Source organism: Pseudomonas sp. 8AS (genome assembly GCF_902506505.1).
Taxonomy (GTDB): domain Bacteria; phylum Pseudomonadota; class Gammaproteobacteria; order Pseudomonadales; family Pseudomonadaceae; genus Aquipseudomonas.
Genome location: NZ_LR733406.1, coordinates 304,014 through 330,576 on the forward strand (window position 1 = coordinate 304,014; position 26,563 = coordinate 330,576).

The window sequence follows — 26,563 nt, forward strand, 5'->3', positions numbered from 1 at the left end:
AAAGTTCAATGTCGACAGTGCAGGCCCTCAGAACCGTCCTCTTCTACCTGCTGCTGTCCGCCAGCGCCTTCATCTGGTGCACCCTGTGCGTATTCATCGCGCCGCTGCTGCCGTTTCGCGCCCGCTATCGCCTGGTGATCCAGACTTGGTGCCGCTGCGCCACCTGGCTGGCGAAAACCGTGGTCGGCCTGCGCTATGAAGTCGAAGGCGTGGAGAACATCCCGCAGCGGCCCTGCGTGATCCTTGCCAAGCACCAGAGCACCTGGGAAACCTTCTTCCTGTCCGCCTTCTTCGAGCCGCTGTCGCAGGTGGTCAAGCGCGAGCTGCTGCACGTGCCGTTCTTCGGCTGGGCCATGGCCCTGCTCAGGCCCATCGCCATCGACCGCAGCAATCCCAAGGCGGCGCTCAAGCAACTGGCCAAGCAGGGCCACGAGCGCCTGGAACAGGGCGCCTGGGTGCTGATCTTCCCGGAAGGCACGCGGATTCCGCCGGGGCATATCGGCAAGTTCTCCCGCGGCGGCGCGGCGCTGGCGGTGAATGCCGGCCTGCCGGTACTGCCGGTCGCCCATAACGCCGGCGAGTTCTGGCCCAAGCAGGGCTGGGCCAAGTACCCGGGCACCATCAAGGTGGTGATCGGCCCGGTGATGCACGCCGAAGGCAGCGGCCCGCGCGCCATCGCCGAACTCAACGAGCGGGCCTTCGCCTGGGTCAGGCAAACCCAGCAGCGAATCTCCGCCGTACCGCTGCAGGACGAACCGGCAGAGACCTCCGAGACCGTTTGAAGGCGATTGTGGATAAGCTGTGCACGAAATCCACTCACTATCTACAAGTTATTGAAATACAAGGATTAACTGCAGTTCATGAAAAATCCGCGGCGGGGCATAAGTCAATCCCCGCCGCACCGGGCGGGCAAATCCACGAATTGCGCACGCTGGAACCCAGGGCAACCGGGCTAAGCTAGGAGCTGGCCGTCGGCCCCGCTGAAAAAGGAATTTCGTTCATGCTGTCGATTTATCAGCTCAAACCGCGTTTCCAGAATCTGCTGCGTCCCGGCGTGCAACGCCTGTTCGACCGTGGCGTCACCGCCAACCAGGTGACCCTGACCGCCGGCATCGTATCGCTGCTGCTCGGCGGCCTTCTCGCCCTGCTCCCCAACCACGCCTGGCTGTTCGCCCTGATCCCGCTGTGGATGCTGCTGCGCATGGCGCTGAATGCCGTGGATGGCATGCTCGCCCGCGAGTTCGGCCAGCAGTCCAAACTCGGCGCCTACCTCAACGAGCTGTGCGACGTGATCGCCGACAGCGCCCTGTACCTGCCGTTCGCCCTGCTGCCGGGCGTTTCGCCGCTGCTGGTGGTGCTGGTGGTGCTGTGCGCGCTGATCAGCGAATACGCCGGCGTGCTCGGCCCGATGGTCGGTGCCTCGCGGCGCTACGACGGGCCCATGGGCAAGAGCGACCGCGCCTTCTGCTTCGGCGTGCTGGGTGCCGGTGTGGCGTGCGGCCTGCTGGCGGCGTCTTGGATAAACGGGCTGCTGGCGGTGATTCTGGCCCTGTTGCTGTACACCCTGTTCAACCGCGTGCGCCAAGGTCTGGCCGAGGCGACACAACCCTCCTGATCGGAATAAGGATATTTCGATGCGTGAAGCTCAGAACCACATCTTCACCACCCACGATGGCGTCGAGCTGCTCTATCGCCACTGGCCCGCCACCGCAGCGAGTACAGGCCCACGCCAGGCCGTGGTGATGTTCCACCGCGGCCACGAACACGGCGGGCGCATGGCCCACCTGGTCGACGAGCTGGATCTGCCCGGCTTCGACTTCTTCGCCTGGGATGCCCGCGGCCACGGCCTGTCCCCCGGCGCGCGCGGCGACAGCCCGAGCTTCGCCACCAGCGTGCGCGACGTGCAGAGCTTTATCGAGCATATCGGCACCCGCCATGGCATCGCGGAAACGGACCTGGCCGTGCTGGCGCAGAGCGTCGGCGCCGTGGTCGTGTCGACCTGGGCCCACGACTACGCGCCACGGATCCGCTGCCTGGTGCTGGCTTCGCCGGCGTTCAAGGTCAAGCTCTATGTGCCGTTCGCCCGCCCGGGGCTGAAGCTGCTGCGCGCCTGGCGTGGCAATTTCTTCGTCAACAGCTACGTCAAGGCCAGGTTCCTCAGTCATGACCCGGAGCGCATCCGCTCGTTCGACAGCGACCCGCTGATCAGCCGGCCGATCTCGGTGAACATGCTGCTGGGCCTGTATGAAGCCGCCGACCGCGTGGTGGCCGATGCCCAGGCGATCCAGATTCCCACCCAGCTGCTGATTTCCGGGGCCGACTTCGTGGTCCATCGCCAACCGCAGGAACAGTTCTTCGAGCGCCTGGGCAGCCTGCGCAAGGAGAAGCACATCCTCCCCGGTTTCTTCCACGACACCCTCGGCGAGCGCGACCGCGCCCATGCCCTGGTGCGCGCGCGGCGCTTTATCCTGCGCAGCTTCGAGGAGCCGCTGAACCGCCCGGCGCTGCTGGATGCCGACCGCCTCGGCGCCACCTGCGCCGAGGCCGAGAGCCTGGCCGCGCCGCTGCCGCACAACTCCCTCGCCGACCTGTACTGGCGCGCCACCCGGGCCGGTCTCAAGCTCGGCAGTGGCCTGTCCGACGGGGTCAAGCTGGGCTTCGCCACCGGCTTCGACTCCGGCAGCACCCTGGACTACGTCTACCGCAATACACCGAGCGGCAAGGGCGCCCTGGGGCGGCTGATCGATCAAAACTACCTCGACTCCATCGGCTGGCGCGGCATCCGCCAGCGCAAGGTGCACGCCGAGGAACTGCTGCGCCTGGCCATGGCCCGGCTGCGCGAGGCGGGCAGGGCGGTGCGCATCGTCGATATCGCCGCCGGCCACGGCCGCTACATCCTCGAATCCCTCGAAGGCATGCAGCACCAGCCAGACTCGATCCTGCTGCGCGACTACAGCGAGATCAACGTGCGCGACGGCGCCGCGCTGATCGAGCACAAGGGCCTGGGCGCCATCGCCCGTTTCGTCAAGGGCGATGCCTTCGACAAGGCCGATCTCGCCGCCCTCGATCCCAAGCCGACGCTGGCGGTGGTCTCCGGCCTGTACGAGCTGTTCGGCAGCAACCAGATGGTCGGCGACTCGCTGGCCGGGCTGGCGGCAGCGGTCGAGGAGGGTGGCTACCTGGTCTACACCGGCCAGCCCTGGCACCCGCAGCTGGAGCTGATCGCCCGCGCCCTGACCAGCCACCGCGACGGCCAGCCCTGGGTCATGCGCCGGCGCAGCCAGGCGGAAATGGACCAGCTGGTGGAAGCCGCCGGCTTCCGCAAGCTGACCCAGCGCATCGACCAGTGGGGCATCTTCAGCGTATCCCTGGCGCAGCGGGTGTCCTGATGGACGCCCACCTGCCACGCGAAGCCGGGCTGTGGAAACGCGGGGTACTCTGGCTGCTGCTGCTCGGCCCGCTGTTCTTCGCCAGCTACGGCTTCGCCAACTGGCTGACCGTGCAGCGCGAGGATGTCGGCAGCCTGGTGTTCGCCTGGGAACGCGCGATGCCGCTGTGGCCCTGGAGCATCGTGCCCTACTGGTCGATCGACCTGCTCTACGGCCTGTCCTTCCTGCTCCCGGCCACGCGCCGGGAAATGGACCGGCATGCCCTGCGCCTGCTCAGCGCGCAGATCCTCTGCGTCGCCTGCTTCCTGCTCTGGCCGCTGCGCTTCACCGTCGAACGGCCGGAACTGAGTGGCGTATTCGGCTGGATGTTCGACGTGCTGATGGGCTTCGACAAACCCTTCAACCAGGCGCCTTCGCTGCATATCGCCCTGCTGGTGATCATCTGGACGATGTTCGCCCGGCATACCCGCGGCGTGCTGCTGCGCGGCCTGCTGCACGGCTGGATGGCGCTGATCGGCCTGTCGGTGCTGACCACCTGGCAGCACCACTTCATCGACGTGCCCACTGGCGCCCTGGCCGGCTGGCTGTGCGTGTGGCTGTGGCCGCTGGCCGGGCGCAGCCCGCTGCAGCAGGCCAGCCAGGCCCGCGACGCCCGGCGCTGGCGCCTGGCGCTGGGCTACGGCTTCGCTGCGGCCTTGTGCACGGCCCTGGCGCTCAACCTGGGCGGCGCCTGGCTGTGGCTGCTGTGGCCGGCACTCTCGCTGCTGCTGGTGGCGCTGAACTACGCCTGCTTCGGCGCCGAGGGCTTCCAGAAGCAGGCCGATGGTCGCCTGAGCACGGCGGCGCGGTGGCTGTTCGCCCCCTATCTGGCCGCCGCCTGGCTCAACTCGCGGCTGTGGACCCGGCGCCAGCCGCAGGCGGATCGGATAGTCGAGGGCATCTGGCTCGGACGCTTGCCCGGGGCAGGGCAGGCCCAGCCGTTCGCCGCCCTGCTCGACCTGTGCGCCGAGCTGCCGCTCGAGCCCCGGGGCAAGGCCTACCGCGCGCTGCCCAGCCTCGACCTCTGCGTCCTCACGCCCGAGGCCTGCCTGCAGGCGGCCGAAGCCGTCGAGGCGTTGCGTCAGCACGGGCCGCTGCTGGTCTGCTGCGCCCTCGGCTATTCGCGCAGCGCCACCGCCGTGGCGGCCTGGCTGCTGCACCAGGGCCACTGCGCGGATGTCCCGGCGGCGCTGCGGCTTATCCGCCAGGCCAGGCCACAAATCGTCCTCGGCCCCGTCCAGCAACAGGCCCTGCAGGAGATGCAGCACCTGCCACGAACGACCCAACAGCCCGTGCTGGAGATCGCCCATGGCCTCTGAACTGCAACTGCAGCTGGTGGCCAGCCTGCTGCGCCGCGGTCGCCAGCTCGACCGGCTGTCCGACGGCCTGACCCTGCTGGCCCTGGCTATCGGTCTCGCCCCCCTGCTCGGCGGCTCCCCCAACCCTGCCAGCGCGCTGCTCTGCGGCCTGCTGGTGATGCTCGGCCTGGTGCAGAAGTACTGGGCCGTGCGGGTCGCCCTGGATGGCGAACTGTTCGCCCGGCTGGCCCGGCAGCCGGAACAGCTGGCAGCGCGCACCCAGCAGCTCGACCAGGCCCTGGCCGGGCTCGGCCTGCAACCGGCCACCGCCGCCGGGCGCGACTGGCACGCGCGCAGCCGTGGCGCCCTGCAGCTGTTGCGCCGGCAGGCGCTGTGGCTGGGTGCCCAAGTACTACTGGCCCTGGCCGCTATTCTGGCCATGCCCTGGTTTTCCTTCGCTGGATAGGAGTTGTCCATGCTTGCTTCACTGATTGCCTTCGCCATCACCTCGGCGGCGCGCCTGCTCACCGGGGCTCGCGCGCTGTGGCTGGGTTGCACCGCGCAACCGGTACAGCGCCTGTACTACGCCAACCACAGCAGCCACGGCGACTTCGTCCTGCTCTGGGCCTCGCTTCCCGACGAGCTGCGCCGCAGTACCCGCCCGGTGGCCGGCGCCGATTACTGGCAGCGCGACAACCTGCGCCGCTACGTGATCAACGAAGTGTTCAACGGCGTGCTGATCGACCGCGAGCGCAGCAGCCCGGAGAGCAACCCGCTGCAACCCATGCTCGATGCCCTGGACAACGGCGACTCGCTGATCCTCTTCCCCGAAGGCACGCGCAACCTCGGCGACGAACCCCTGCTGCCGTTCAAGAGCGGCCTATTCCACCTGGCCATGGCCCGCCCGCAGGTCGAGCTGATCCCGGTGTGGATCGCCAACCTCAACCGGGTCATGCCCAAGGGCCGCGCGCTGCCGCTGCCGCTGCTGTGCACCCTGAGCTTCGGCGCGCCTCTGGAGCGCCTGGCCGACGAAGACAAGGCGGCGTTCCTCGAACGTTCGCGTAACGCCCTGCTGGCACTCGCGCCCGAGGAGGCCTGAGATGGATCGCAATACCCTGCTGTTGTTCCTCGGCATCGGTGCCGTACTGCTGCTGGCCTCGCTGGTCGGTTTCATCCTCAAGCGCCGCTCCGGTGATGCGCCCAATGCGGTGATCGACAACCTCAATGCGCGCATCAATGCCTGGTGGGTGATGGTGCTGGTGATCGGCATCGCCTTCCTGTTCGGCAAGACCGGGGTGATCGTGCTGTTCTACGGCGTGTCGTTCTACGCCCTGCGCGAGTTCATGACCCTCACCCCGACCCGGCGCAGCGACTACCCGGCCCTGGTCGCCGCCTTCTACTTCGCCCTGCCGGTGCAGTACCTGCTGATCGGCATCGACTGGTACGGCATGTTCAGCATCTTCATCCCGGTCTACCTGTTCCTCCTGCTGCCGATCCTCGCCTCCCTTGGCGGCGATACCACGCGCTTCCTCGAACGTGCGTCCAAGGTGCAGTGGGGCCTGATGATCGCGGTGTACTGCATCTCCGCGGTGCCGGCCCTGCTGACCCTGGAGATCCCCGGCTACGAGGGGCGCAACCTGCTGCTGATCGCCTGGCTGGTGATAGTGGTGCAGCTCTCCGATGTGCTGCAGTACGTCTGCGGCAAGCTGTTCGGCCAGCACAAGATCGCCCCGCTGCTGTCGCCGTCGAAGACCGTCGAAGGCTTCGTCGGGGGCGTCGCCCTGGCCACCCTGGTCGGTGCGCTGCTGTGCTGGATCACCCCGTTCGGCTTCTGGCAGGCCGCCGCCCTGGCCCTGCTGGTCAACCTGCTGGGCTTTGCCGGCGGCCTGGTGATGTCGGCGATCAAGCGCGATCGCGGGGTCAAGGACTGGGGCCATATGATCGAAGGCCACGGCGGCATGCTCGACCGCCTCGACTCGGTGTGCTTCGCCGCGCCGATCTTCTTCCATGTGGTGCGTTACTGGTGGGCGTGAACAACGCCTGAGAAAAAACCCGGCGCCTGCCGGTTTTTTTCTGGCCGCGTCACCTGCCAGCGCGGCAAGACGACCTTGGTGCAACCCGGGGGCATGCAAATTATTCCCACAGTCTTAGTGTGGCCACTAGACTGGCATCATCCTCGGTTAATGCCAGTGCCGCCGCTTGACCACCATGATCGCCCACACCCCGACCCTGTTCGCCTCGGTAGCCCTGGTCGCCACTATCATGGCGTTCTGCCTGATCCTGGTCGGCCAGTTGAACAAGCGCGATGGCCTGTTCACCACCGGCTGCGGCCTGCTCGCCCATGCCCTGGCCTATATCTGCTACACCCTCTACGGGCAGGCCCCCCTGTGGCTCACCTACGGCGCGGCCAATCTGCTGCTGTCCGTGGCCCTGGCGCTCTACACCGCAGGCATCTTCCGCATTCGTGAACTGCGCGTGCCCTGGCCGCTGATTGCCAGCCTGCCTGCACTCATGGCGCTGCTGATGGCCTCGCTGATCAATACCCTTGAACCGCGCATGCTGGCGGCCTCAGGCGTGCTCACCGGGCAATGCCTGCTGCTCGTCTACTGGGCCCATCGGCATGCCCGCTCGACCGGCCGCTCCTACATGCTGCTGATCATCGGTGGCGGCATCAGCCTGATCGGCCTGACCCTGCGGGTCATCGCCATCCTGGCCGGAGGCGCCACGGAAATGCAGTACGACGTCAGCAACCTGAAGCAAACCATTTCCGTCAGCATCGGCACGGTCACCGTGATGATGTACTCCCTGGGCCTGGTGCTGCTGTCGAATGAACGCAGCGAATCGCGCCTGCGGCAGATGGCCCGCCACGATGCGCTCACCGCCATCCTCAACCGCCGCGCCATCCTCGAGCAGCTCGCCGAGGAACTGGAACGTGCCCGCCGTTGCGGCAGCATGCTGGCCATCGCCATGATCGACATCGACCACTTCAAGCAGATCAACGACCAGCACGGCCATCTGGCCGGCGACGAGGTGCTCTGCCACTGCGTGCGCAACCTGCAGCAGCGCCTGCGCCAGTCCGATTGCATCGGTCGCTACGGGGGCGAGGAGTTTCTCCTGCTACTCCCGGCGACCAGCGCCGAAGGCGCCATGGTCGCCGTCGATGCCCTGCGCGAAGCCCTGGCACAGGCCCCTGCGCACTACGCTGGAGCCACCATCCCCCTTACCTTCAGCGCCGGGCTCTGGTGCGGTGTACCCGGCCCGGACGACAGCACCGATCAGCTCATCGCCCGCGCGGACAAGGCGCTCTACGCAGCCAAGGCCGGCGGGCGCAACTGCCTGAGCCTGTCGGCACCGACAGAACGCCTGCAAGCACAGGCCTGAACGGGCAGGATGGGGCGCTCAAAAGGTTCTTCGCGGACGTTGGGGGAAGAGCGAGTTGACACTCAACGCCATGGGCCTCCAGCAATGCGATCAGGCGAGCATTCTCGGCCCGCAGTTGCTCAAACTCATCATATTAAAGCCTGGCTCATCTGGTACGGACGGGGGCTACTTGAGCCGCTCGGCTGCCTTGCGGTAGGCCTGCTCGCGATCACGCCGATCCACCGCCACGACAAACACCACCACCTCATGGTCGATCACCTGGTACACCAGGCGATAACCGCTGCTGCTTAGTTTGATCTTGTAGCAGTCCGGTAGCGAATGAAGTCGGTTGGCCTCGATACGCGGATTGACCAACACCTCCACAAGCTTTTTCTTCAACTGCTGACGGACAGTGTCCCCCAGCTTGTGCCACTCCTTCAGTGCCCGTGCATCGAATTCGAGGCTATAGGTCATCCAGCGAAACCTTCACTCGCTGGGGAGTCGCAAGACGTTCACGGACTGTGGTGATCAGAGCCTCATCTTCCTCAGTCATCAACACCGGACGGAAGGGCAACTGACCGCGCTCGGCCACATACTGCAAGGCCTGGCGTATCAGCTCAGAAGGGGTGACGCCGAGCTTTTCCAACTCATGATAAGCCCGCTCTTTAAGCTCATCGTCAACACGAATATTGATTGAAGCCATGGCATGGCCCTCATATGTAATGACACTTGTCATTACGATGGCAGTGCCATGGCTTTTAAGCAACTCGTATCAGCCATGCGGCAATTAACACTGCCTGCTGAAGTGTATTTCTAAAAATATTCTACAAAGAAAAACCCCAGCACAATGGCTGGGGTTTTTCTTGATGACGGACATTAACCCCGCCCACTTCGGACGCTTAATGTGCCCGTCGACACCTGATCAGAAGTCTAGGTTGGATACCGCCAGGGCATTGCTTTCGATGAAGTCGCGGCGCGGCTCCACGGCATCGCCCATCAGGGTGTTGAAGATCTGGTCGGCGGCGATGGCATCCTCGATGGTCACCTTGAGCATGCGCCGCACGCTCGGGTCCATGGTGGTTTCCCACAGCTGTTCCGGGTTCATCTCGCCCAGCCCCTTGTAGCGCTGAATGCTGTGGCGCTTGGTGCTCTCGGTCATCAGCCAGGTCAGCGCGTCCTTGAAGCTGCTCACCGCCTTCTTGCGCTCGCCGCGCTGCACGTAGGCACCGTCTTCCAGCAGGCTGTTGAGCTGCTCGCCGAGGGTGGTCACGGTGCGGTAGTCGTTGCTGGCGAAGAAGTCGCGGTTGAAGGTGATGTAGCTCGACAGGCCGTGGGCCATGACTTCCACTTCCGGCAACCACAGGTGACGCTCGCGGTCTTCACGCAGGCTGGCGGTGTAGGTCTGGCCGGACTTCTCGACGCCCTTCAGGCGCGCCTGGAAGGCCTCCAGCCAGGCCTGCATGGCGGCCTGGTCGGCCAGCTGCTCGACCGATACGCGCGGCAGGTAGACGAAGTGCTCGGTGATGTCCTGCGGGTAGACGCGGGAAAGGCGGCCGAGGGTCTTCATCACCCCGCGGTACTCGTTGACCAGCTTCTCCAGCGCCGCGCCGGACAGACCCGGGGCGTTCTCGTTGACGTGCAGGCTGGCGTCGTCGAGGGCCGACTGGGTCATGTATTCGTCCATGGCCTCGTCGTCCTTGATGTACTGCTCCTGCTTGCCCTTCTTCACCTTGTACAGCGGAGGCTGGGCGATATAGATGTAGCCACGCTCGACCAGCTCCGGCAGCTGACGGAAGAAGAAGGTCAGCAGCAGGGTACGAATGTGCGAACCGTCGACGTCGGCGTCGGTCATGATGATGATGTTGTGATAGCGCAGCTTGTCGATGTTGTACTCGTCGCGACCGATACCACAGCCGAGCGCGGTGATCAGCGTGCCGACTTCCTGGGAGGAAATCATGCGGTCGAAACGGGCACGCTCGACGTTGAGGATCTTGCCCTTGAGCGGCAGGATGGCCTGGGTCTTGCGGTTACGGCCCTGCTTCGCAGAACCGCCCGCGGAGTCCCCTTCCACGATGTAGAGTTCGGACAGCGCCGGGTCTTTTTCCTGGCAGTCAGCCAGCTTGCCGGGCAGGCCGGCGATATCCAGCGCACCCTTGCGGCGGGTCATCTCGCGTGCCTTGCGCGCCGCTTCACGGGCACGGGCGGCGTCGATCATCTTGCCGACCACGGCCTTGGCTTCGTTGGGGTTTTCCAGCAGGAAGTCGGAGAAGTACTTGCCCATTTCCTGTTCCACCGCGGTTTTCACCTCGGAGGAGACCAGCTTGTCCTTGGTCTGCGAGCTGAACTTCGGATCCGGAACTTTCACCGAGATGATGGCGGTCAGGCCTTCACGGGCGTCGTCACCGGTGGTGGCGACCTTGTGTTTTTTGGCCAGGCCTTCGGACTCGATGTAGTTGTTCAGGTGGCGGGTGAGGGCGGAGCGGAAGCCGGCCAGGTGGGTGCCGCCGTCGCGCTGCGGAATGTTGTTGGTGAAGCACAGCAGGTTCTCGTTGAAGCTGTCGTTCCACTGCAGGGCGACTTCCACACCGACGCCGTCTTCCTCGCGCTGGATATTGAAGTGGAACACCTGGTTGACCACTGTCTTGTTGGTGTTCAGGTATTCGACGAACGCCTTGAGGCCACCTTCGTACTTGAACAGCTCTTCCTTGCCGCTGCGTTCATCCTTGAGGACGATGCCGACACCGGAGTTGAGGAAGGACAGTTCGCGCAGACGCTTGGCCAGGATGTCCCAGCTGAAGTGGATGTTGTGGAAGGTCTCTTCCGATGGCTTGAAGTGGATCTGCGTGCCGGTGCCATCGGCATCGCCGACCGCGGCCAGCGGCGCCTGCGGCACGCCATGCACGTAGGTCTGTTCCCACACCTTGCCGCTGCGGCGAATGGTCAGGACCAGTTCCTTCGACAGCGCGTTGACCACAGAGACGCCCACGCCGTGCAGGCCGCCGGATACCTTGTAGCTGTTGTCGTCGAACTTACCGCCGGCGTGCAGCACGGTCATGATGACCTCGGCGGCGGAGACGCCTTCTTCTTTGTGCATGTCCACCGGGATGCCGCGACCGTTGTCGCGCACGGTGATTGACTCATCCGGGTGGATGGTGATGCTGATGTCGCTGCAGTGACCGGCCAGCGCTTCGTCGATCGAGTTGTCGACCACCTCGAAGACCATGTGGTGCAGACCGCTGCCGTCATCGGTGTCGCCGATGTACATGCCTGGTCGCTTGCGTACGGCATCCAGGCCCTTGAGGACCTTGATACTGTTGGAGTCGTACGTTTGGTTTTCGCTCATGCCTTCACTCCCGGTGGTCGTGTCTGGGTGATACAGCCATGTTCCACGTGGAACATGGCGACCGGCGTATCCGTGCGCCAGCCATCATTCAATAATTCGTGATCGACACAGGTGATGAACACCTGACACTGCAAATCATCCAGCAGCCGGCACAAGGCCCGTCGATGTTGCTCATCCAGCTCCGACGGCAAGTCGTCCACCAGATAAATGCATTGGCCGTGTTTGGCCTGGTTCAGCAGATGCCCCTGGGCGATGCGCAGTGCGCAGACCACCAGCTTCTGCTGACCGCGGGACAGAATCTCCGCGGCATTGTGTGCGCCGAGGCGCAGGCGTAAATCGGCGCGCTGCGGTCCGGCCTGGGTATGGCCGAGCTGCTGGTCGCGGGGCAGGGTGGCGGCCAGTACATCGGTCAGCGCCTTGTCCTTGTCCCAGCCGCGGTAGTAGCTCAGGGTCAGCCCTTGAAGCTCCACCAGCTCACTCAGCACTTGTTCGAAAACCGGCTTCAGGGCCTGGATATAGGCCCGTCGATAGCCGTCCAACTCATCGCTGGCCAGGCACAGTTCACGGTCCCACGCCGCCTGCGCAGCGCCGTCCAGTGTACCATGCCGCAGCCACGAGTTTCGCTGACGCAGGGCCTTCTGCAGGCGCTGCCAGGCCGGCAAAAAACGTGGTTCCACGTGGAACACACCCCAATCGAGAAACTGCCGACGAATCTTCGGCGCGCCTTCCAGCAAACGGAAACTGTCCGGGTTGATCACCTGCAACGGCAGCACTTCGGCCAGTTGCGCCGTGCTCCGTGCATTCTGCCCATCGATGCGAATCTGCAGTTCGCCCTGGCGATCGCGGGAAATGCCCAGATTGCTGGAGCGCTCATCGGCCAGCTCGACCTGGCCGAATACGGTGCAAGCCGGTTGCTCGTACTGAATCATCGGTAGCAGCTTGTTGCTGCGAAAGGAGCGGGCGAGGCCGAGCAGGTGGATGGCCTCCAGCAGGCTGGTCTTGCCGCTGCCGTTTGCGCCATGAAGGATGTTGATGCGGGGGGAGGGGGAGAGCGTCACCGGGTGCAGATTTCGCACCGCGGTGACGGTGACGCGGGAAAGGGACATTCAGCGGTTACAGGCGCATCGGCATGACAACGTAGGACGAGTCGTCGTTACCGGCTTCCTGCACCAGGGCACTGCTGTTGGCATCGGAGAGGATCAGACGCACTTGCTCGGTGGTCATCACGCCCAGCACGTCGAGCAGGTAGCTGACGTTGAAGCCGATCTCCAGCGAGCCGCCGTTGTAGTCGACGGCCACTTCTTCTTCCGCCTCTTCCTGCTCCGGGTTGTTCGCCTGGATCTTCAGCTGACCACTGGCCAGTTGCAGGCGAATGCCGCGGTACTTCTCGTTGGACAGGATCGAGGTGCGGCTGAAGGCTTCACGCAGTGCCTGACGATCACCGATCACCAGCTTGTCGCCACCGCGCGGCAGCACACGCTCGTAATCCGGGAACTTGCCGTCGACCAGCTTGGAGGTGAAGGTGAACTCGCCGGTGGTGGCGCGGATATGGTGCTGGCCGAGAACGATGGCGACTTCGCCGTCCTGCTCGGTGAGCAGGCGGGCCAGTTCGAGGATGCCTTTGCGCGGCACGATCACCTGGTGCTTCTCGGTGTTCTCGATGGCCGCTTCCATGGCGCACATGGCCAGGCGGTGACCATCGGTGGCGACGGCGCGCAGTACGCCGGTCTGCACTTCGATCAGCATGCCGTTGAGGTAGTAGCGCACGTCCTGCTGAGCCATGGCGAAACTGGTGCGCTCGATCAGACGGCGCAGCTTGCTCTGGATCAGCGAGAAGGTCAGCGAACCCGGGCCTTCTTCCACAGTCGGGAAGTCGTTGGCCGGCAGGGTCGACAGGGTGAAGCGGCTGCGCCCGGCCTTGACCACCAGCTTCTGCTCGTCGACGCGGATATCGATCAGAGCGTCGCTCGGCAGGCTCTTGCAGATGTCCATCAGCTTGCGTGCCGGTACGGTGATCTCGCCCGGCTCGGCGCTGTCTTCCAGGGCCACGCGGCCAACCAGTTCGACTTCCAGGTCGGTACCGGTCAACGACAGCTGTTGGCCTTCGACCACCAGCAGCACGTTCGACAGAACCGGCAGGGTCTGGCGGCGTTCGACGACGCCGGCGACCAGTTGCAGGGGTTTCAACAGGGCTTCGCGTTGAATGGTGAAATGCATGGTCTAGTCCCTTGCCTTAGAGGCTGCGTGTCAGGTGGTCAGGGTGCGCAGCAGGTTCTTGTAGTCCTCGCGGATATCCGCGTCGGCTTCCCGCAGTTCGGCAATCTTACGACAGGCGTGCAGAACTGTGGTGTGGTCTCTTCCGCCAAATGCATCGCCGATTTCCGGCAGGCTGTGGTTGGTCAACTCTTTCGACAAGGCCATGGCCACCTGGCGCGGTCGGGCGACCGAACGCGAGCGGCGCTTGGACAGCAGATCGGCGATCTTGATCTTGTAATACTCGGCCACGGTGCGCTGGATGTTGTCGACGCTGACCAGCTTGTCCTGCAGGGCCAGCAGATCCTTCAGCGACTCGCGGATCAGCTCGATGGTGATCGGCTGATTGGTGAAGTGCGAGTGGGCGATCACCCGTTTCAATGCACCTTCCAGTTCACGCACGTTGGAGCGGATGCGCTGGGCAATGAAGAAGGCGGCGTCATGCGGCAGATCGACCTTGGTCTGCTCGGCCTTCTTCATCAGGATGGCCACGCGGGTTTCCAGTTCCGGCGGCTCCACCGCCACGGTCAGGCCCCAGCCGAAGCGCGACTTCAGCCGCTCTTCCAGGCCTTCGATTTCCTTCGGGTAACGGTCGCTGGTGAGGATGACCTGCTGGCCGCCTTCGAGCAGGGCGTTGAAGGTGTGGAAGAACTCCTCCTGGGAGCGCTCCTTCTTGGCGAAGAACTGGATATCGTCGATCAGCAGCGCGTCGACCGAACGGTAGAAGCGCTTGAACTCGTTGATCGCATTGAGCTGCAGCGCCTTGACCATGTCGGCGACGAAGCGCTCGGAATGCAGGTAGACCACCTTGGCATTCGGATTCTTCTTCAGCAGGTGGTTACCCACCGCATGCATCAGGTGGGTCTTGCCCAGACCAACGCCGCCATAGAGGAACAGCGGGTTGTAACCGTGCTTGAGGTTGTCCGCCACCTGCCAGGCCGCCGCACGGGCCATCTGGTTGGACTTGCCCTCGACGAAGTTCTCGAAGGTGAACGTGCGGTTGAGGTAGCTGGTGTGCTTAAGCGCACCCTCGACCTGAACCGAGCGCTCGGTTGGGCGTGTCGCGGCGACCGGCTGCGGCGCGGCCGGCTCACTGGCCGGGGCATCCTGCACCGGAGCGGCAACGGGCGCCTGGTTACTCATAGAGGGAGCCGGGGCTGCCTGGGGGGCAACGCGCGCCGCCGCACTGCGCTTGCTACCGATCAGCATCGACAGAGCAGGCGCCAGGCCATTGGCCCGTTCAGCCAGCAGCTCCAGCAGGCGCACCAGGTATTTTTCGTTGACCCAGTCGAGCACGAAACGGTTGGGGGCGTAGACGCGCAGTTCATCACCTTCGGCTTCCACCTGCAGTGGGCGGATCCAGGTGTTGAATTGCTGGGCAGGCAATTCGTCGCGAAGCAGCTCAACACACTGCTGCCAAAGTTCAACGGACACGGAAATCCCCTAGGTCGCTACGATCGGCGAGGCAAAAAACAGTCCGCATTGTAGCCGCCGAGACCCGAGTTATCCACATGTAAAACGCCTTTCAAGCCAGCAAAATCAAGGATTTATTGCTGTTTCCAGGGGTAACGCAATGTGCGGCTAAAGCTTGTGGATAAAGCACCCATAAGCCAGGTGGATAAGCCGGGGCTAAAACCTCTGGATAACCTCGCTGTGGGTAACTTGCCATTCGCTGCACAGGCAATCCCCATCCCCGACACAGGCACAGCACCGGTTACCGACAGCCTTTTACCCGACTGCAAGCCTCGTCAGCCAAGGTCTGCAACCAGTTGTCCACAGAAAAGCGGCTGCTTAAAGCTTTATAAGCACTACAGGTCTTTTAAGAATTTCTTTCCTTTTATCTTCTTTATGCTCAGAAGCCTGTCTGGAAATTGACCTGGGGCCGCGCTTTCACTAGAATCGCCGGTCTCTTTAAACGGGGGCCATTCCGGCCCGTAGTGGACCACCCAGGTAAGCACCATGAAACGCACTTTCCAACCCAGCACTATCAAGCGCGCTCGTACCCACGGTTTCCGCGCACGCATGGCCACCAAGAACGGTCGTGCCGTCCTGTCGCGTCGTCGCGCCAAGGGCCGCAAGCGCCTGACCGTCTGATAAACCGGAACGGGTGGTGAGTCGAGACTTCGGTCGGGAAAAGCGTCTGCTGACACCCCGGCAATTCAAGACGGTATTCGACTCACCCAGCGGCAAGGCTCCTGGCAAAAACGTCCTGCTCCTCGCTCGCAGCAACGATCTAAACCATCCCCGCCTGGGTTTGGTGATCGGCAAGAAAAGCGTCAAGCTTTCCGTCGAGCGTAACCGCCTGAAACGCCTGATCCGGGATTCGTTCCGGCACCATCAGGAATTATTGGGCGGTCTGGACATTGTCGTGGTGGCACGCAAGGGCCTTGGCGATCTGGACAACGTGGAGCTGCATCAGCAGTTCAGCAAGCTCTGGAAACGCCTGGCTCGCCAGCGACCTAGCCCTGAACCCGGAGTCGGACCAGGGGTGAGCGACAGTCCCCATGCGTAAACTGGCTATCCTTCCGATCCAGTTTTACCGTTACGCCATCAGCCCTTTGATGGCCAGTCACTGCCGCTTCCATCCCAGCTGTTCCTGCTACACCCAGGAGGCCATCGAACTGCATGGCGTCCTGCGGGGTAGCTGGCTCGGCATTCGCCGCCTGAGTCGCTGTCATCCCTGGAACCCCGGTGGTTACGACCCGGTTCCGCCCCCTTCTTCCCCTTCGATGACCGAGTAATCCATGGATATCCAACGCTCGATCCTGCTCGTCGCCCTGGCAGTCGTGTCCTATCTGATGGTTCTGCAGTGGAACCAGGACTACGGCCAGGCGGCTCTGCCGACCCAGAATGCCGTCGTCGCCAGCAACGGCAGCACGCCTGCTCTGCCGGATACGCCCGCCGCAGCCAGCAACCACGACGACATCCCGTCGGCCAATGCCGAGCTGCAGCAACCGGAAAGCCCGGTGGCGGCCACCAGCGATCAGCTGATCCGGGTAAAGACCGACGTTCTCGACCTGGCCATCGACCCGCGCGGTGGTGACATCGTGCAGCTGACCCTGCCGGCCTACCCGCGTCGCCAGGATCATCCGGAGATTCCGTTCCAGTTGTTCGACAACGGCGGCGAGCGCCTGTACCTGGCGCAGAGCGGCCTGATCGGCAGCAATGCGCCAGACAAGAGCAGCGGCCGCGCCCTGTGGAGCAGCGCCCAGCAGCAGTACCAACTGGCCGACGGCCAGGACGAGCTGGTGGTCGAGCTGAAATACAGCGAAGCCGGGGTCAACTACATCAAGCGCTTCAGCTTCAAGCGCGGTCAGTACGAACTGGCCGTGGCCTACCGGATCGACAACCAGTCGGCCCAGGCCTGGAGCGGCAACATGTTTGCCCAGCTCAAGCGCGACAGCAGCGGTGACCCGTCCTCGACCACTGCCACCGGCACCGCGACCTACCTGGGCGCCGCCATGTGGACCAGCGAGGAGCCGTACAAGAAAGTGTCGATGAGCGACATCGACAAGCAGGCCGACAAGGAAACCGTACAGGGTGGCTGGGTCGCCTGGCTGCAGCACTACTTCGTCACCGCCTGGATTCCGGCCAAGGACTCCAGCAACGTGGTGCAGACCCGCAAGGACAGCCAGGGCAACTACATCATCGGTTTCACCGGCCCGACCCTCAGCGTCGCCGCCGGCGCCCAGGCCGAGACCAGCGCCATCCTCTACGCCGGGCCGAAGATCCAGAAGCACCTGGGCGAACTGTCCCCGGGCCTGGAGCTGACCGTCGACTACGGCATCCTGTGGTTCCTCGCCCAGCCGATCTTCTGGCTGCTGGAACATATCCACAGCATCCTGGGTAACTGGGGCTGGTCGATCATCGTCCTGACCATCATCATCAAACTGGCGTTCTTCCCGCTGTCCGCCGCCAGCTACAAGTCGATGGCACGCATGCGTGCGGTATCGCCGAAGCTGGCCGCGCTGAAGGAACAGTTTGGCGACGATCGCCAGAAGATGTCCCAGGCGATGATGGAGCTGTACAAGAAGGAGAAGATCAACCCGCTCGGTGGCTGCCTGCCGATCCTGGTGCAGATGCCGGTGTTCCTGGCCCTCTACTGGACCCTCCTGGAAAGCGTGGAAATGCGCCAGGCCCCGTGGCTGCTGTGGATCACCGACCTGTCGATCAAGGATCCGTTCTTCCTCCTGCCGATCATCATGGGCGCCACCATGTTCATCCAGCAGCAACTCAACCCGACCCCGCCGGACCCCATGCAGGCCAAGGTGATGAAGCTGATGCCGATCATCTTCACCTTCTTCTTCCTCTGGTTCCCGGCTGGTCTGGTGCTGTACTGGGTGGTCAACAACGTCCTGTCCATCGCCCAGCAGTGGTACATTACCCGCAAGATCGAGGCGGCTACGGCGAAAGCCTGACCGTCCTCGCCGCTGCACTGAACGCCCCCTCGTGGGGCGTTTTGCTATCCGCAAGATATCCACAGCCGAGAACACAAGCATGACCAGCGCCCGTGAAACCATCGCCGCCGTCGCCACTGCCCAGGGTCGTGGCGGGGTCGGCATTGTGCGGGTCTCCGGGCCGCGGGCACGAGCCATCGGCATCAGCTTGAGCGGCCTCGAAGCCAAGCCACGGCATGCCCACTACGGGCCCTGGCACGACCCCGAAGGCGAAGTGATCGACCAGGGCCTGCTGCTGTTCTTCCCCGGCCCGCATTCCTTCACCGGCGAAGACGTGCTGGAACTGCAGGGCCACGGCGGCCCGGTAGTACTCGACATGCTCCTGCAGCGCTGCCTGCAGCTCGGCGCCCGCCAGGCGCGCCCCGGCGAGTTCAGCGAGCGCGCCTTCCTCAACGACAAGCTCGACCTGGCCCAGGCCGAGGCCATCGCCGACTTGATCGAAGCCAGCTCGGCCCAGGCCGCACGCAATGCCCTGCGCTCGCTGCAGGGCGAGTTCTCGCGCCGCGTGCATGGCCTGACCGAGAAACTGATCGAGCTGCGCATCTATGTGGAAGCGGCTATCGATTTCCCGGAGGAAGAAATCGACTTCCTCGCCGATGGCCATGTGCTCGGCCTGCTGGATGGCGTCCGCGACAACTTATCCACAGTGCTGCGCGAAGCCGGGCAAGGCGCCCTGCTGCGCGACGGCATGACCGTGGTCATCGCCGGCCGGCCCAACGCCGGAAAATCCAGCTTGCTCAACGCCCTGGCCGGGCGCGAGGCGGCGATCGTCACCGAGATCGCCGGGACCACCCGCGACGTGCTGCGCGAACATATCCACATCGACGGCATGCCGCTGCACGTGGTGGATACCGCCGGCCTGCGCGACACCGACGACCAGGTCGAGAAGATCGGCGTGGAACGCGCACTGAAGGCCATCGGCGAAGCCGATCGGGTGTTGCTGGTGGTCGACTCGACCGCCCCGGAAGCCGCCGATCCCTTTGCCCTGTGGCCGGAGTTCCTCGACCAGCGCCCCGATCCGGCACGTGTCACCCTGATCCGCAACAAGGCCGATCTGTCGGGCGAGGCCGTGGCGCTGGATACCTGCGCGGATGGCCATGTCACCCTCAGCCTGTCGGCCAAATCCAACGACGGCCTGGACCTGCTGCGCGAACACCTCAAGGCCTGCATGGGCTACCAGCAGACCACCGAGAACAGCTTCAGCGCCCGCCGCCGCCACCTGGAAGCCCTGCGCCAGGCCTCCAGCCACCTCGAGCACGGCCGCGCGCAGCTGACCCTGGCCGGGGCCGGCGAGCTGCTGGCCGAGGATCTGCGCCAGGCCCAGCAGGCCCTCGGCGAGATCACCGGCGCGTTCAGCTCCGATGACCTGCTCGGGCGGATCTTCTCCAGCTTCTGCATCGGCAAATAATCCCGCTTTGGTTCGACCCGCCTGCCTTGGCCAAGGCGGATCGCCCCTGCCCGGCAGTTATCCAATGGGCTGCAAAGGCGAACCTGAGCCCTGTGGAAAACCAGGCCTAAGCCCGGTCGATAAGCCGGTCAGAAAGCTGAAGATAAAACCATCTGTGCATAACATGCCGAATAATCCACAGGGGTTATTCAGCTTGCCCAGTGGAAAGTGCCAGGATCAGCACAGGGTTATCATTCGCTGCAGGCCATGGTTGGAAAGGCCTGCAGCAATCTATCCACAGAAACCTGCCGCACCATACATAAGAATAAAAATAAGGCTTTATATAAATTCATTCTTTTTATTCTCTATAAGCCTGAGAGCTGACCGACTGGCTATTTTTTGTGCAGAAGGCTTCATTCACTCAGGCTAAGTCCCTATACTTGCGCCCCCTTTCTATTTCTTCCTTTTCAACAGGCACGAGGTGCGTGGTGGATTTCCCTTCCCGTTTTGACGTGATCGTGATCGGCGGCGGTCATGCCGGCACCGAGGCTGCGCTGGCAGCCGCACGCATGGGCGTGAAGACCCTGCTGCTGACCCACAACGTGGAAACCCTCGGCCAGATGAGCTGCAACCCGGCCATCGGCGGCATTGGCAAGAGCCACCTGGTCAAGGAAATCGATGCCCTCGGCGGCGCCATGGCGCTGGCCACCGACAAAGGCGGCATCCAGTTCCGCGTGCTCAACAGCCGCAAGGGCCCGGCCGTACGCGCCACCCGCGCCCAGGCCGACCGTGTGCTGTACAAGGCGGCCATCCGCGAGATCCTGGAAAACCAGCCGAACCTGTGGATATTCCAGCAGGCAGCCGACGATCTGATCGTCGAGCAGGAGCAGGTCAAAGGTGTAGTTACCCAGATGGGGCTGCGTTTCTTCGCCGATTCGGTGGTGTTGACCACCGGCACCTTCCTCGGCGGACTTATCCACATCGGTCTGCAGAACTACTCCGGCGGCCGTGCCGGCGATCCCCCCTCTATCGCCCTGGCCCAGCGCCTGCGCGAGCTGCCGCTGCGGGTTGGCCGGCTGAAAACCGGCACTCCGCCGCGCATCGACGGCCGTTCGGTGGACTTCTCGCTGATGACCGAGCAACCGGGCGACACGCCGATCCCGGTGATGTCCTTCATGGGCAGCAAGGACATGCACCCGCAGCAAATCAGCTGCTGGATGACCCATACCAACGCGCGTACCCACGAGATCATCGCCAGCAACCTGGATCGTTCGCCGATGTACTCGGGCGTGATCGAAGGCATCGGCCCGCGCTACTGCCCGTCGATCGAGGACAAGATCCATCGCTTCGCCGACAAGGACAGCCATCAGGTATTCATCGAGCCGGAAGGCCTGACCACCCATGAGCTGTACCCCAACGGCATCTCCACCTCGCTGCCGTTCGACGTGCAGCTGCAGATCGTGCGCTCCATCCGCGGCATGGAGAACGCCCATATCGTGCGTCCCGGCTACGCCATCGAGTACGACTACTTCGACCCGCGCGACCTGAAGTACAGCCTGGAGACCAAGGTCATCGGCGGCCTGTTCTTCGCCGGGCAGATCAACGGCACCACCGGCTACGAAGAAGCCGGCGCCCAGGGCCTGCTGGCCGGGGCCAACGCCGCGCTGCGCGCCCAGGGCAAGGAAGCCTGGTGCCCGCGTCGCGACGAAGCCTACATCGGCGTGCTGGTCGACGACCTGATCACCCTGGGCACCCAGGAGCCGTACCGCATGTTCACCTCGCGCGCCGAATACCGGTTGATCCTGCGCGAGGACAACGCCGATCTGCGCCTGACCGAGAAAGGCCGCGAGCTGGGCCTGGTCGACGACGCGCGCTGGGCCGCCTTCGAAGCCAAGCGCGAAGGCATCGTTCAGGAAGAGCAGCGCCTGAAGAGCACCTGGGTGCGCCCGGGTACCCCCCAGGGCGACGCCATTGTCGAGCGCTTCGGGACTCCTCTCGCGCATGAGTACAATCTGCTCAATCTGCTCAGCCGTCCGGAGATCGACTACGCCAGCCTGGTCGAGGTGACCGGCGCCGGTGCCAGCGACCCGCAGGTGGCCGAGCAGATCGAGATCAAGACCAAGTACGCCGGCTACATCGAACGCCAGCAGGAAGAGATCGAACGCCTGCGCGCCAGCGAAGACACCCAGCTGCCGGCCGACATCGACTACGCCGGTATCTCCGGGCTGTCCAAGGAAATCCAGGGCAAGCTGGGCAACGCCCGCCCGCAGACCCTCGGCCAGGCCTCGCGCATTCCCGGCGTGACCCCGGCGGCGATTTCCCTGCTGCTGATCCATTTGAAGAAACGCGGCGCTGGCCGTCAGCTGGAGCAAAGCGCCTGATGTCCGCCGTCACCCAACGCCATGCCGACGAACTCGCGCAAGGCGCGCAGACGCTCGGCGTCGCCGTATCCGCCCAGCAGCAGGAGCAGCTGCTGGCCTACCTGGCGCTGCTGATCAAGTGGAACAAGGCCTACAACCTGACCGCCGTGCGCAACCCGGACGAGATGGTTTCCCGTCACCTGCTCGACAGCCTGAGCGTGGTGCCTTTCGTCGCCGAGCATGGCGATAACTGGCTGGACGTCGGCAGCGGCGGCGGCATGCCGGGGATTCCCCTGGCCATCCTGTTTCCCGAGCGCCATTTCACCCTGCTCGACTCCAACGGCAAGAAGACCCGCTTCCTCACCCAGGTGAAGTTGGAACTGAAACTGGCCAACCTGGAAGTTATCCACAGCCGGGTCGAAGAGTTCCAGCCGCAAGTGCCGTTCAGCGGCATCTGCTCGCGCGCCTTCAGCTCGCTGGAAGACTTCAGCAACTGGACCCGCCACCTGGGCGACGGCCAAACCCACTGGCTGGCAATGAAAGGCGTGCACCCGGACGACGAGCTGCAGGCCCTGCCAGCGGACTTCCGCCTGCAAAGCACGCACGTGCTCAAGGTTCCCGGTTGCCAAGGCCAGCGCCATCTGTTGATACTGCGTCGCTTGGTCTAGGGGGAACGGCAGCATGGCTAAAGTATTCGCGATCGCCAACCAGAAAGGCGGGGTCGGCAAGACCACCACCTGCATCAATCTGGCGGCATCCCTGGTCGCTACCAAGCGCCGCGTGCTGCTGATCGACCTCGACCCGCAGGGCAACGCCACCATGGGCAGTGGCGTCGACAAGCAGACCCTCGAACATTCGATCTACGACGTGCTGATCGGCGAGAGCACGGTCGGCGAGGCCATGCAGTTCTCCGAGCATGGCGGCTACCAGCTGCTGCCGGCCAACCGCGACCTCACCGCCGCGGAAGTCGGCCTGCTGGAAATGAAGATGAAGGAAAGCCGCCTGCGCCATGCGCTGGCGCCGATCCGCGAGAACTACGACTACATCCTCATCGACTGCCCGCCGGCGCTGTCGATGCTCACGGTCAACGCCCTGGTCGCCGCCGACGGGGTGATCATCCCCATGCAGTGCGAGTACTACGCGCTGGAAGGCCTGAGCGACCTGGTCAACAGCATCCAGCGCATCGCCGAACTGCTCAACCCCAGCCTGAAGATCGAAGGCCTGCTGCGCACCATGTATGACCCGCGCATCAGCCTGACCAACGATGTCAGCGCCCAGCTCAAGCAACACTTCGGCGACAAACTCTACGACGTGGTCATCCCGCGCAATGTGCGCCTGGCCGAGGCGCCCAGCTTCGGCATGCCGGCGCTGGTCTACGACAAGCAATCCCGTGGCGCCATCGCCTATCTGGCGCTGGCTGGCGAACTGGTGCGCCGCCAGCGCAGCAACGCCAAAACCGCTACTGCATAAGGAATCCCATGGCCATCAAGAAACGTGGACTCGGCCGCGGGCTCGACGCCCTGCTCGGCGGCACCTCCGCCGCCGCCCTGGAAGAACAGGCGGTACAAGCCGACAGCCGCGAGCTGCAGCACCTGCCGCTGGACCTGATCCAGCGCGGCAAGTACCAGCCGCGCCGCGACATGGACCCGGGAGCGCTCGAGGAGCTGGCCAACTCGATCAAGGTCCAGGGCGTAATGCAGCCGATCGTGGTGCGCCCCATTGGCGGCGGTCGTTTCGAAATCATTGCCGGCGAACGCCGCTGGCGGGCCAGCCAGCAGGCCGGCCTGGAGAAGATCCCGGCCATGGTCCGTGAAGTACCGGACGAAGCGGCCATCGCCATGGCGCTGATCGAGAACATCCAGCGCGAAGACCTCAACCCGATTGAGGAAGCCGTGGCCCTGCAGCGCCTGCAGCAGGAGTTCGAGCTGACCCAGCAGCAGGTTGCCGACGCGGTGGGCAAGTCGCGTGCGACCATCACCAACCTGCTGCGCCTGATCGCCCTGCCGGAAGAGATCAAGACCCTGTTGTCCCATGGCGACCTGGAAATGGGCCATGCCCGCGCCCTGCTCGGTTTGCCCCTGGAACAGCAGGTCGAAGGTGCGCGACACGTTGTCGCACGCGGCCTCACCGTACGCCAGACCGAGGCCCTGGTGCGCCAGTGGCTGAACAGCAAGGAAAAGCCCGCCGCGGTGGTCAAGTCCGACCCGGACATCAACCGCCTGGAACAGCGCCTGGCCGAGAAGCTAGGGGCTCCGGTGCAGATCAAGCATGGTCAGAAGGGCAAGGGCCAGCTGGTCATCCGCTACAGCTCGCTGGACGAGTTGCAGGGTGTCCTGGCGCATATCCGCTGACACAATTGCTCATTGTTGCCGCTGTCGCGCATGGTCGGAATTCACTACCGGCCAGTTGAACGGGGTGGGAAGCGCCCCTATACTCTGCGCGCATTTTGTCGGCACAAAATATGCCAAGTGCTTGATTTAAGGCGGCCGACGCCAGAGGAACAGTAGTGATGGATGCCCGCACGCCGAACCGCCTGCCCTTCCATCGTTTGCCGGTTTTCCCGGTACTGCTGGCCCAATTGGCCGTGTTGCTGCTGGCTGCTGCTACCCTGTATGGCTGGCGTGGCCCGGTAAGCGGTTATTCGGGACTCTGTGGGGGGCTGATTGCCTGGCTGCCCAACCTGTATTTCGCCCACAAGGCGTTCCGCTTCAGCGGAGCGCGGGCCGCCCAGAGCATCGTCCGGTCTTTCTATGCCGGCGAAGCGGGCAAGCTGATTCTGACGGCAGCGTTGTTCACGCTGGCGTTTGCAGGAGTGAAACCTCTGGAAGCACTGGCGCTGTTCGGTGTCTTCCTGCTGACTCAGGTAGTCAACTGGTTCGCACCCTTGCTGATGAGAACAAGACTTTCGAGACCTTAGAGCGTTTGAGGCAAACATGGCAGAGCAAACCGCTTCGGGCTACATCCAGCACCACCTGCAGAACCTGACTTTCGGGAAACTGCCGAATGGTGATTGGGGCTTGGCCCACACCGCACAAGAAGCAAAGGAAATGGGCTTTTGGGCATTCCACGTGGATACCCTGGGCTGGTCGGTATTCCTCGGCTTGATCTTCGTCCTGCTGTTCCGCATGGCCGCCAAGCGCGCCACCAGCGGCCAACCGGGCGGCCTGCAGAACTTCGTTGAAGTGCTGATCGAGTTCGTCGACGGCAGCGTCAAGGACACCTTCCATGGCCGCAACCCCCTGATCGCGCCGCTGGCCCTGACCATCTTCGTCTGGATCTTCCTGATGAACCTGATGGACCTGGTACCGGTCGACTTCCTGCCGATGCTGGCGGCGACCATCACCGGTAACGATCACCTGTTCTTCCGCGTGGTACCGACCACCGACCCGAACGCCACCCTGGGCATGGCCCTGTCGGTGTTCGCCCTGATCGTGTTCTACAGCATCAAGGTCAAGGGCATCGGCGGCTTCCTCGGCGAACTGACCCTGCATCCTTTCGGCAGCAAGAACATTGCCGTACAGATCCTGCTGATCCCGGTGAACTTCCTGCTCGAGTTCGTCACCCTGATCGCCAAGCCGATTTCCCTGGCTCTGCGTCTGTTCGGCAACATGTATGCCGGCGAACTGATCTTCATCCTGATTGCCGTGATGTTCGGCAGTGGCATGTTCCTGCTCAGCACCCTGGGTGTTGCGCTGAACTGGGCGTGGGCGGTGTTCCACATCCTGATCATCACCCTGCAGGCCTTCATCTTCATGATGCTGACCATCGTCTACCTGTCGATGGCGCACGAAGACAACCACTAAGAGGCACCCGCCTCTTTGGGTAACGAAAAACGCTTTACCGCTTCACTTTGAAAACCCCTAACCAATACGACATAAAAAGTCGGGAGGAAAGATGGAAACTGTAGTTGGTCTCACCGCGATTGCTGTTGCCCTGCTGATCGGCCTGGGCGCCCTGGGTACTGCCATTGGCTTCGGCCTGCTGGGCGGCAAATTCCTGGAAGGCGCTGCGCGTCAGCCGGAAATGGTTCCGATGCTGCAGGTCAAAATGTTCATCGTCGCCGGTCTGCTGGACGCCGTGACCATGATCGGCGTGGGTATCGCTCTGTTCTTCACCTTCGCGAACCCCTTCGTTGGTCAAATCGCCGGCTAATCACTCGTTCCCGAGTGATTGGTTTGACGAACAACGAACGAGCGAGGTGTTGGCGTGAACATTAATGCAACCCTGATTGGACAGGCCGTTGCGTTCTTCATTTTCGTGCTGTTCTGCATGAAGTTCGTATGGCCTCCGGTCATCACGGCTTTGCGCGAACGCCAGAAGAAGATCGCCGATGGTCTGGACGCCGCCAACCGTGCGGCTCGTGATCTGGAGCTGGCCCACGAGAAAGTGGCCCAGCAACTGCGCGAAGCCAAAACCCAGGCTGCTGAAATCATCGAGCAGGCCAAGAAACGCGGTACTCAGATCGTCGACGAAGCCCGTGATCAGGCCCGTGTCGAAGCTGACCGTGTGAAGGCTCAGGCTCAGGCCGAGATCGAACAGGAACTGAACAGCGTCAAAGACGCCCTGCGTGCCCAACTGGGTGCCCTGGCCGTCGGCGGTGCCGAGAAGATCCTGGGAGCCACCATCGATCAAAACGCGCATGCGGAGCTGGTTAACAAACTGGCCGCCGAAATCTAA

26 protein-coding genes and 1 pseudogene are annotated in these 26,563 nt (G+C 63.6%); 21 read left to right on the plus strand and 6 right to left on the minus strand.

The annotated features are described in order from the left end of the window. The first annotated feature begins 8 nt into the window (after positions 1–8). The 8 genes from GV001_RS01375 (at position 9) to GV001_RS01410 (ending at position 8,107) form a co-directional block, all read left to right on the plus strand. The gene (locus GV001_RS01375) at positions 9–782 is read left to right on the plus strand and encodes a 1-acyl-sn-glycerol-3-phosphate acyltransferase (RefSeq protein ID WP_160077385.1); all 774 of its coding nucleotides are present in this window, start codon (positions 9–11) and stop codon (positions 780–782) included. A 218-nt stretch (positions 783–1,000) separates the two neighbouring features. Next, positions 1,001–1,615 (plus strand): CDP-alcohol phosphatidyltransferase family protein, encoded by a 615-nt coding sequence (locus tag GV001_RS01380; RefSeq protein WP_160077387.1) that lies wholly within the window; start codon positions 1,001–1,003, stop codon positions 1,613–1,615. Positions 1,616–1,634: 19 nt separating this feature from the next. Then, positions 1,635–3,389 carry a bifunctional alpha/beta hydrolase/class I SAM-dependent methyltransferase gene (locus GV001_RS01385; protein WP_160077389.1) on the plus strand — a complete coding sequence of 585 codons (1,755 nt, stop codon included), beginning with the start codon at positions 1,635–1,637 and terminating at the stop codon, positions 3,387–3,389. Then, entirely contained in the window at positions 3,389–4,747 is a 1,359-nt protein-coding gene (locus GV001_RS01390; RefSeq protein ID WP_178091792.1) for a phosphatase PAP2/dual specificity phosphatase family protein, read from the plus strand. Before GV001_RS01385 ends, GV001_RS01390 begins: the two co-directional genes overlap by 1 nt. Further along, the gene (locus GV001_RS01395; RefSeq protein WP_160077391.1) at positions 4,737–5,192 is read left to right on the plus strand and encodes a hypothetical protein; all 456 of its coding nucleotides are present in this window, start codon (positions 4,737–4,739) and stop codon (positions 5,190–5,192) included. The genes GV001_RS01390 and GV001_RS01395 overlap by 11 nt, the downstream gene beginning before the upstream one ends. A 9-nt stretch (positions 5,193–5,201) precedes the next feature. After that, positions 5,202–5,825 carry a 1-acyl-sn-glycerol-3-phosphate acyltransferase gene (locus tag GV001_RS01400; protein ID WP_160077393.1) on the plus strand — a complete coding sequence of 208 codons (624 nt, stop codon included), beginning with the start codon at positions 5,202–5,204 and terminating at the stop codon, positions 5,823–5,825. A gap of 1 nt (position 5,826) precedes the next feature. Then, the gene (locus GV001_RS01405; protein ID WP_160077395.1) at positions 5,827–6,759 is read left to right on the plus strand and encodes a phosphatidate cytidylyltransferase; all 933 of its coding nucleotides are present in this window, start codon (positions 5,827–5,829) and stop codon (positions 6,757–6,759) included. 175 nt (positions 6,760–6,934) lie between these two features. Then, a complete protein-coding gene (locus GV001_RS01410) occupies positions 6,935–8,107 on the plus strand; it encodes a diguanylate cyclase (protein ID WP_160083109.1) in 1,173 nt (390 codons plus the stop codon). A gap of 165 nt (positions 8,108–8,272) precedes the next feature. Here GV001_RS01410 and GV001_RS01415 read toward each other — a convergent pair whose 3' ends face one another. The 6 genes and pseudogenes from GV001_RS01415 to dnaA form a co-directional block, all read right to left on the minus strand. Continuing rightward, positions 8,273–8,560, minus strand: a complete 288-nt coding sequence (locus GV001_RS01415; protein ID WP_160077397.1) for a type II toxin-antitoxin system RelE/ParE family toxin — start codon at positions 8,558–8,560, stop codon at positions 8,273–8,275. Continuing rightward, the gene (locus GV001_RS01420; protein WP_160077399.1) at positions 8,550–8,789 is read right to left on the minus strand and encodes a type II toxin-antitoxin system RelB/DinJ family antitoxin; all 240 of its coding nucleotides are present in this window, start codon (positions 8,787–8,789) and stop codon (positions 8,550–8,552) included. The genes GV001_RS01415 and GV001_RS01420 overlap by 11 nt, the downstream gene beginning before the upstream one ends. A 219-nt stretch (positions 8,790–9,008) precedes the next feature. Then, positions 9,009–11,429, minus strand: coding sequence for a DNA topoisomerase (ATP-hydrolyzing) subunit B (gyrB, locus tag GV001_RS01425; RefSeq protein WP_160077401.1), 2,421 nt, complete (start codon positions 11,427–11,429; stop codon positions 9,009–9,011). Positions 11,430–11,433: 4 nt separating this feature from the next. Beyond that, positions 11,434–12,535: pseudogene (gene recF, locus GV001_RS01430) on the minus strand (DNA replication/repair protein RecF). Positions 12,536–12,542: 7 nt separating this feature from the next. Next, positions 12,543–13,646 (minus strand): DNA polymerase III subunit beta, encoded by a 1,104-nt coding sequence (gene dnaN, locus GV001_RS01435; RefSeq protein WP_160077405.1) that lies wholly within the window; start codon positions 13,644–13,646, stop codon positions 12,543–12,545. Between the two features lie 30 nt (positions 13,647–13,676). Beyond that, positions 13,677–15,116 (minus strand): chromosomal replication initiator protein DnaA, encoded by a 1,440-nt coding sequence (gene dnaA / locus GV001_RS01440; protein ID WP_160077407.1) that lies wholly within the window; start codon positions 15,114–15,116, stop codon positions 13,677–13,679. A 525-nt stretch (positions 15,117–15,641) separates the two neighbouring features. On the opposite strand from dnaA, the gene rpmH reads away from it, so the two are divergent. From rpmH to GV001_RS01505, 13 genes are all read left to right on the plus strand, one after another. Continuing rightward, positions 15,642–15,776 (plus strand): 50S ribosomal protein L34, encoded by a 135-nt coding sequence (rpmH, locus tag GV001_RS01445; protein WP_003246698.1) that lies wholly within the window; start codon positions 15,642–15,644, stop codon positions 15,774–15,776. A 13-nt stretch (positions 15,777–15,789) separates the two neighbouring features. After that, a complete protein-coding gene (gene rnpA, locus GV001_RS01450; RefSeq protein ID WP_256664841.1) occupies positions 15,790–16,194 on the plus strand; it encodes a ribonuclease P protein component in 405 nt (134 codons plus the stop codon). Then, positions 16,187–16,423 carry a membrane protein insertion efficiency factor YidD gene (yidD, locus tag GV001_RS01455; protein WP_160077411.1) on the plus strand — a complete coding sequence of 79 codons (237 nt, stop codon included), beginning with the start codon at positions 16,187–16,189 and terminating at the stop codon, positions 16,421–16,423. The genes rnpA and yidD overlap by 8 nt, the downstream gene beginning before the upstream one ends. A gap of 3 nt (positions 16,424–16,426) precedes the next feature. Beyond that, a complete protein-coding gene (gene yidC, locus GV001_RS01460; protein ID WP_160077413.1) occupies positions 16,427–18,100 on the plus strand; it encodes a membrane protein insertase YidC in 1,674 nt (557 codons plus the stop codon). A gap of 79 nt (positions 18,101–18,179) precedes the next feature. Next, positions 18,180–19,547 (plus strand): tRNA uridine-5-carboxymethylaminomethyl(34) synthesis GTPase MnmE, encoded by a 1,368-nt coding sequence (gene mnmE, locus GV001_RS01465; protein WP_160077415.1) that lies wholly within the window; start codon positions 18,180–18,182, stop codon positions 19,545–19,547. Between the two features lie 467 nt (positions 19,548–20,014). After that, positions 20,015–21,907: a tRNA uridine-5-carboxymethylaminomethyl(34) synthesis enzyme MnmG gene (gene mnmG / locus GV001_RS01470; RefSeq protein ID WP_160077417.1), complete on the plus strand. Its 1,893-nt coding sequence runs from the start codon at positions 20,015–20,017 to the stop codon at positions 21,905–21,907. Continuing rightward, positions 21,907–22,554 carry a 16S rRNA (guanine(527)-N(7))-methyltransferase RsmG gene (rsmG, locus tag GV001_RS01475; protein ID WP_160077419.1) on the plus strand — a complete coding sequence of 216 codons (648 nt, stop codon included), beginning with the start codon at positions 21,907–21,909 and terminating at the stop codon, positions 22,552–22,554. Before mnmG ends, rsmG begins: the two co-directional genes overlap by 1 nt. Before the next feature lie 13 nt (positions 22,555–22,567). After that, complete coding sequence (locus GV001_RS01480) at positions 22,568–23,356, plus strand: ParA family protein (RefSeq protein ID WP_160077421.1); 789 nt, start codon at positions 22,568–22,570, stop codon at positions 23,354–23,356. A gap of 8 nt (positions 23,357–23,364) precedes the next feature. Further along, a complete protein-coding gene (locus GV001_RS01485) occupies positions 23,365–24,237 on the plus strand; it encodes a ParB/RepB/Spo0J family partition protein (RefSeq protein ID WP_160077423.1) in 873 nt (290 codons plus the stop codon). 158 nt (positions 24,238–24,395) lie between these two features. Beyond that, complete coding sequence (locus tag GV001_RS01490; protein ID WP_160077425.1) at positions 24,396–24,803, plus strand: F0F1 ATP synthase subunit I; 408 nt, start codon at positions 24,396–24,398, stop codon at positions 24,801–24,803. Positions 24,804–24,819: 16 nt separating this feature from the next. Continuing rightward, on the plus strand, positions 24,820–25,689 hold the full coding sequence (gene atpB, locus GV001_RS01495) for a F0F1 ATP synthase subunit A (RefSeq protein WP_160077427.1): 870 nt from the start codon (positions 24,820–24,822) through the stop codon (positions 25,687–25,689). A 91-nt stretch (positions 25,690–25,780) separates the two neighbouring features. Then, positions 25,781–26,038, plus strand: coding sequence for a F0F1 ATP synthase subunit C (atpE, locus tag GV001_RS01500; RefSeq protein ID WP_003097235.1), 258 nt, complete (start codon positions 25,781–25,783; stop codon positions 26,036–26,038). Between the two features lie 54 nt (positions 26,039–26,092). Continuing rightward, a complete protein-coding gene (locus GV001_RS01505; RefSeq protein WP_160077429.1) occupies positions 26,093–26,563 on the plus strand; it encodes a F0F1 ATP synthase subunit B in 471 nt (156 codons plus the stop codon).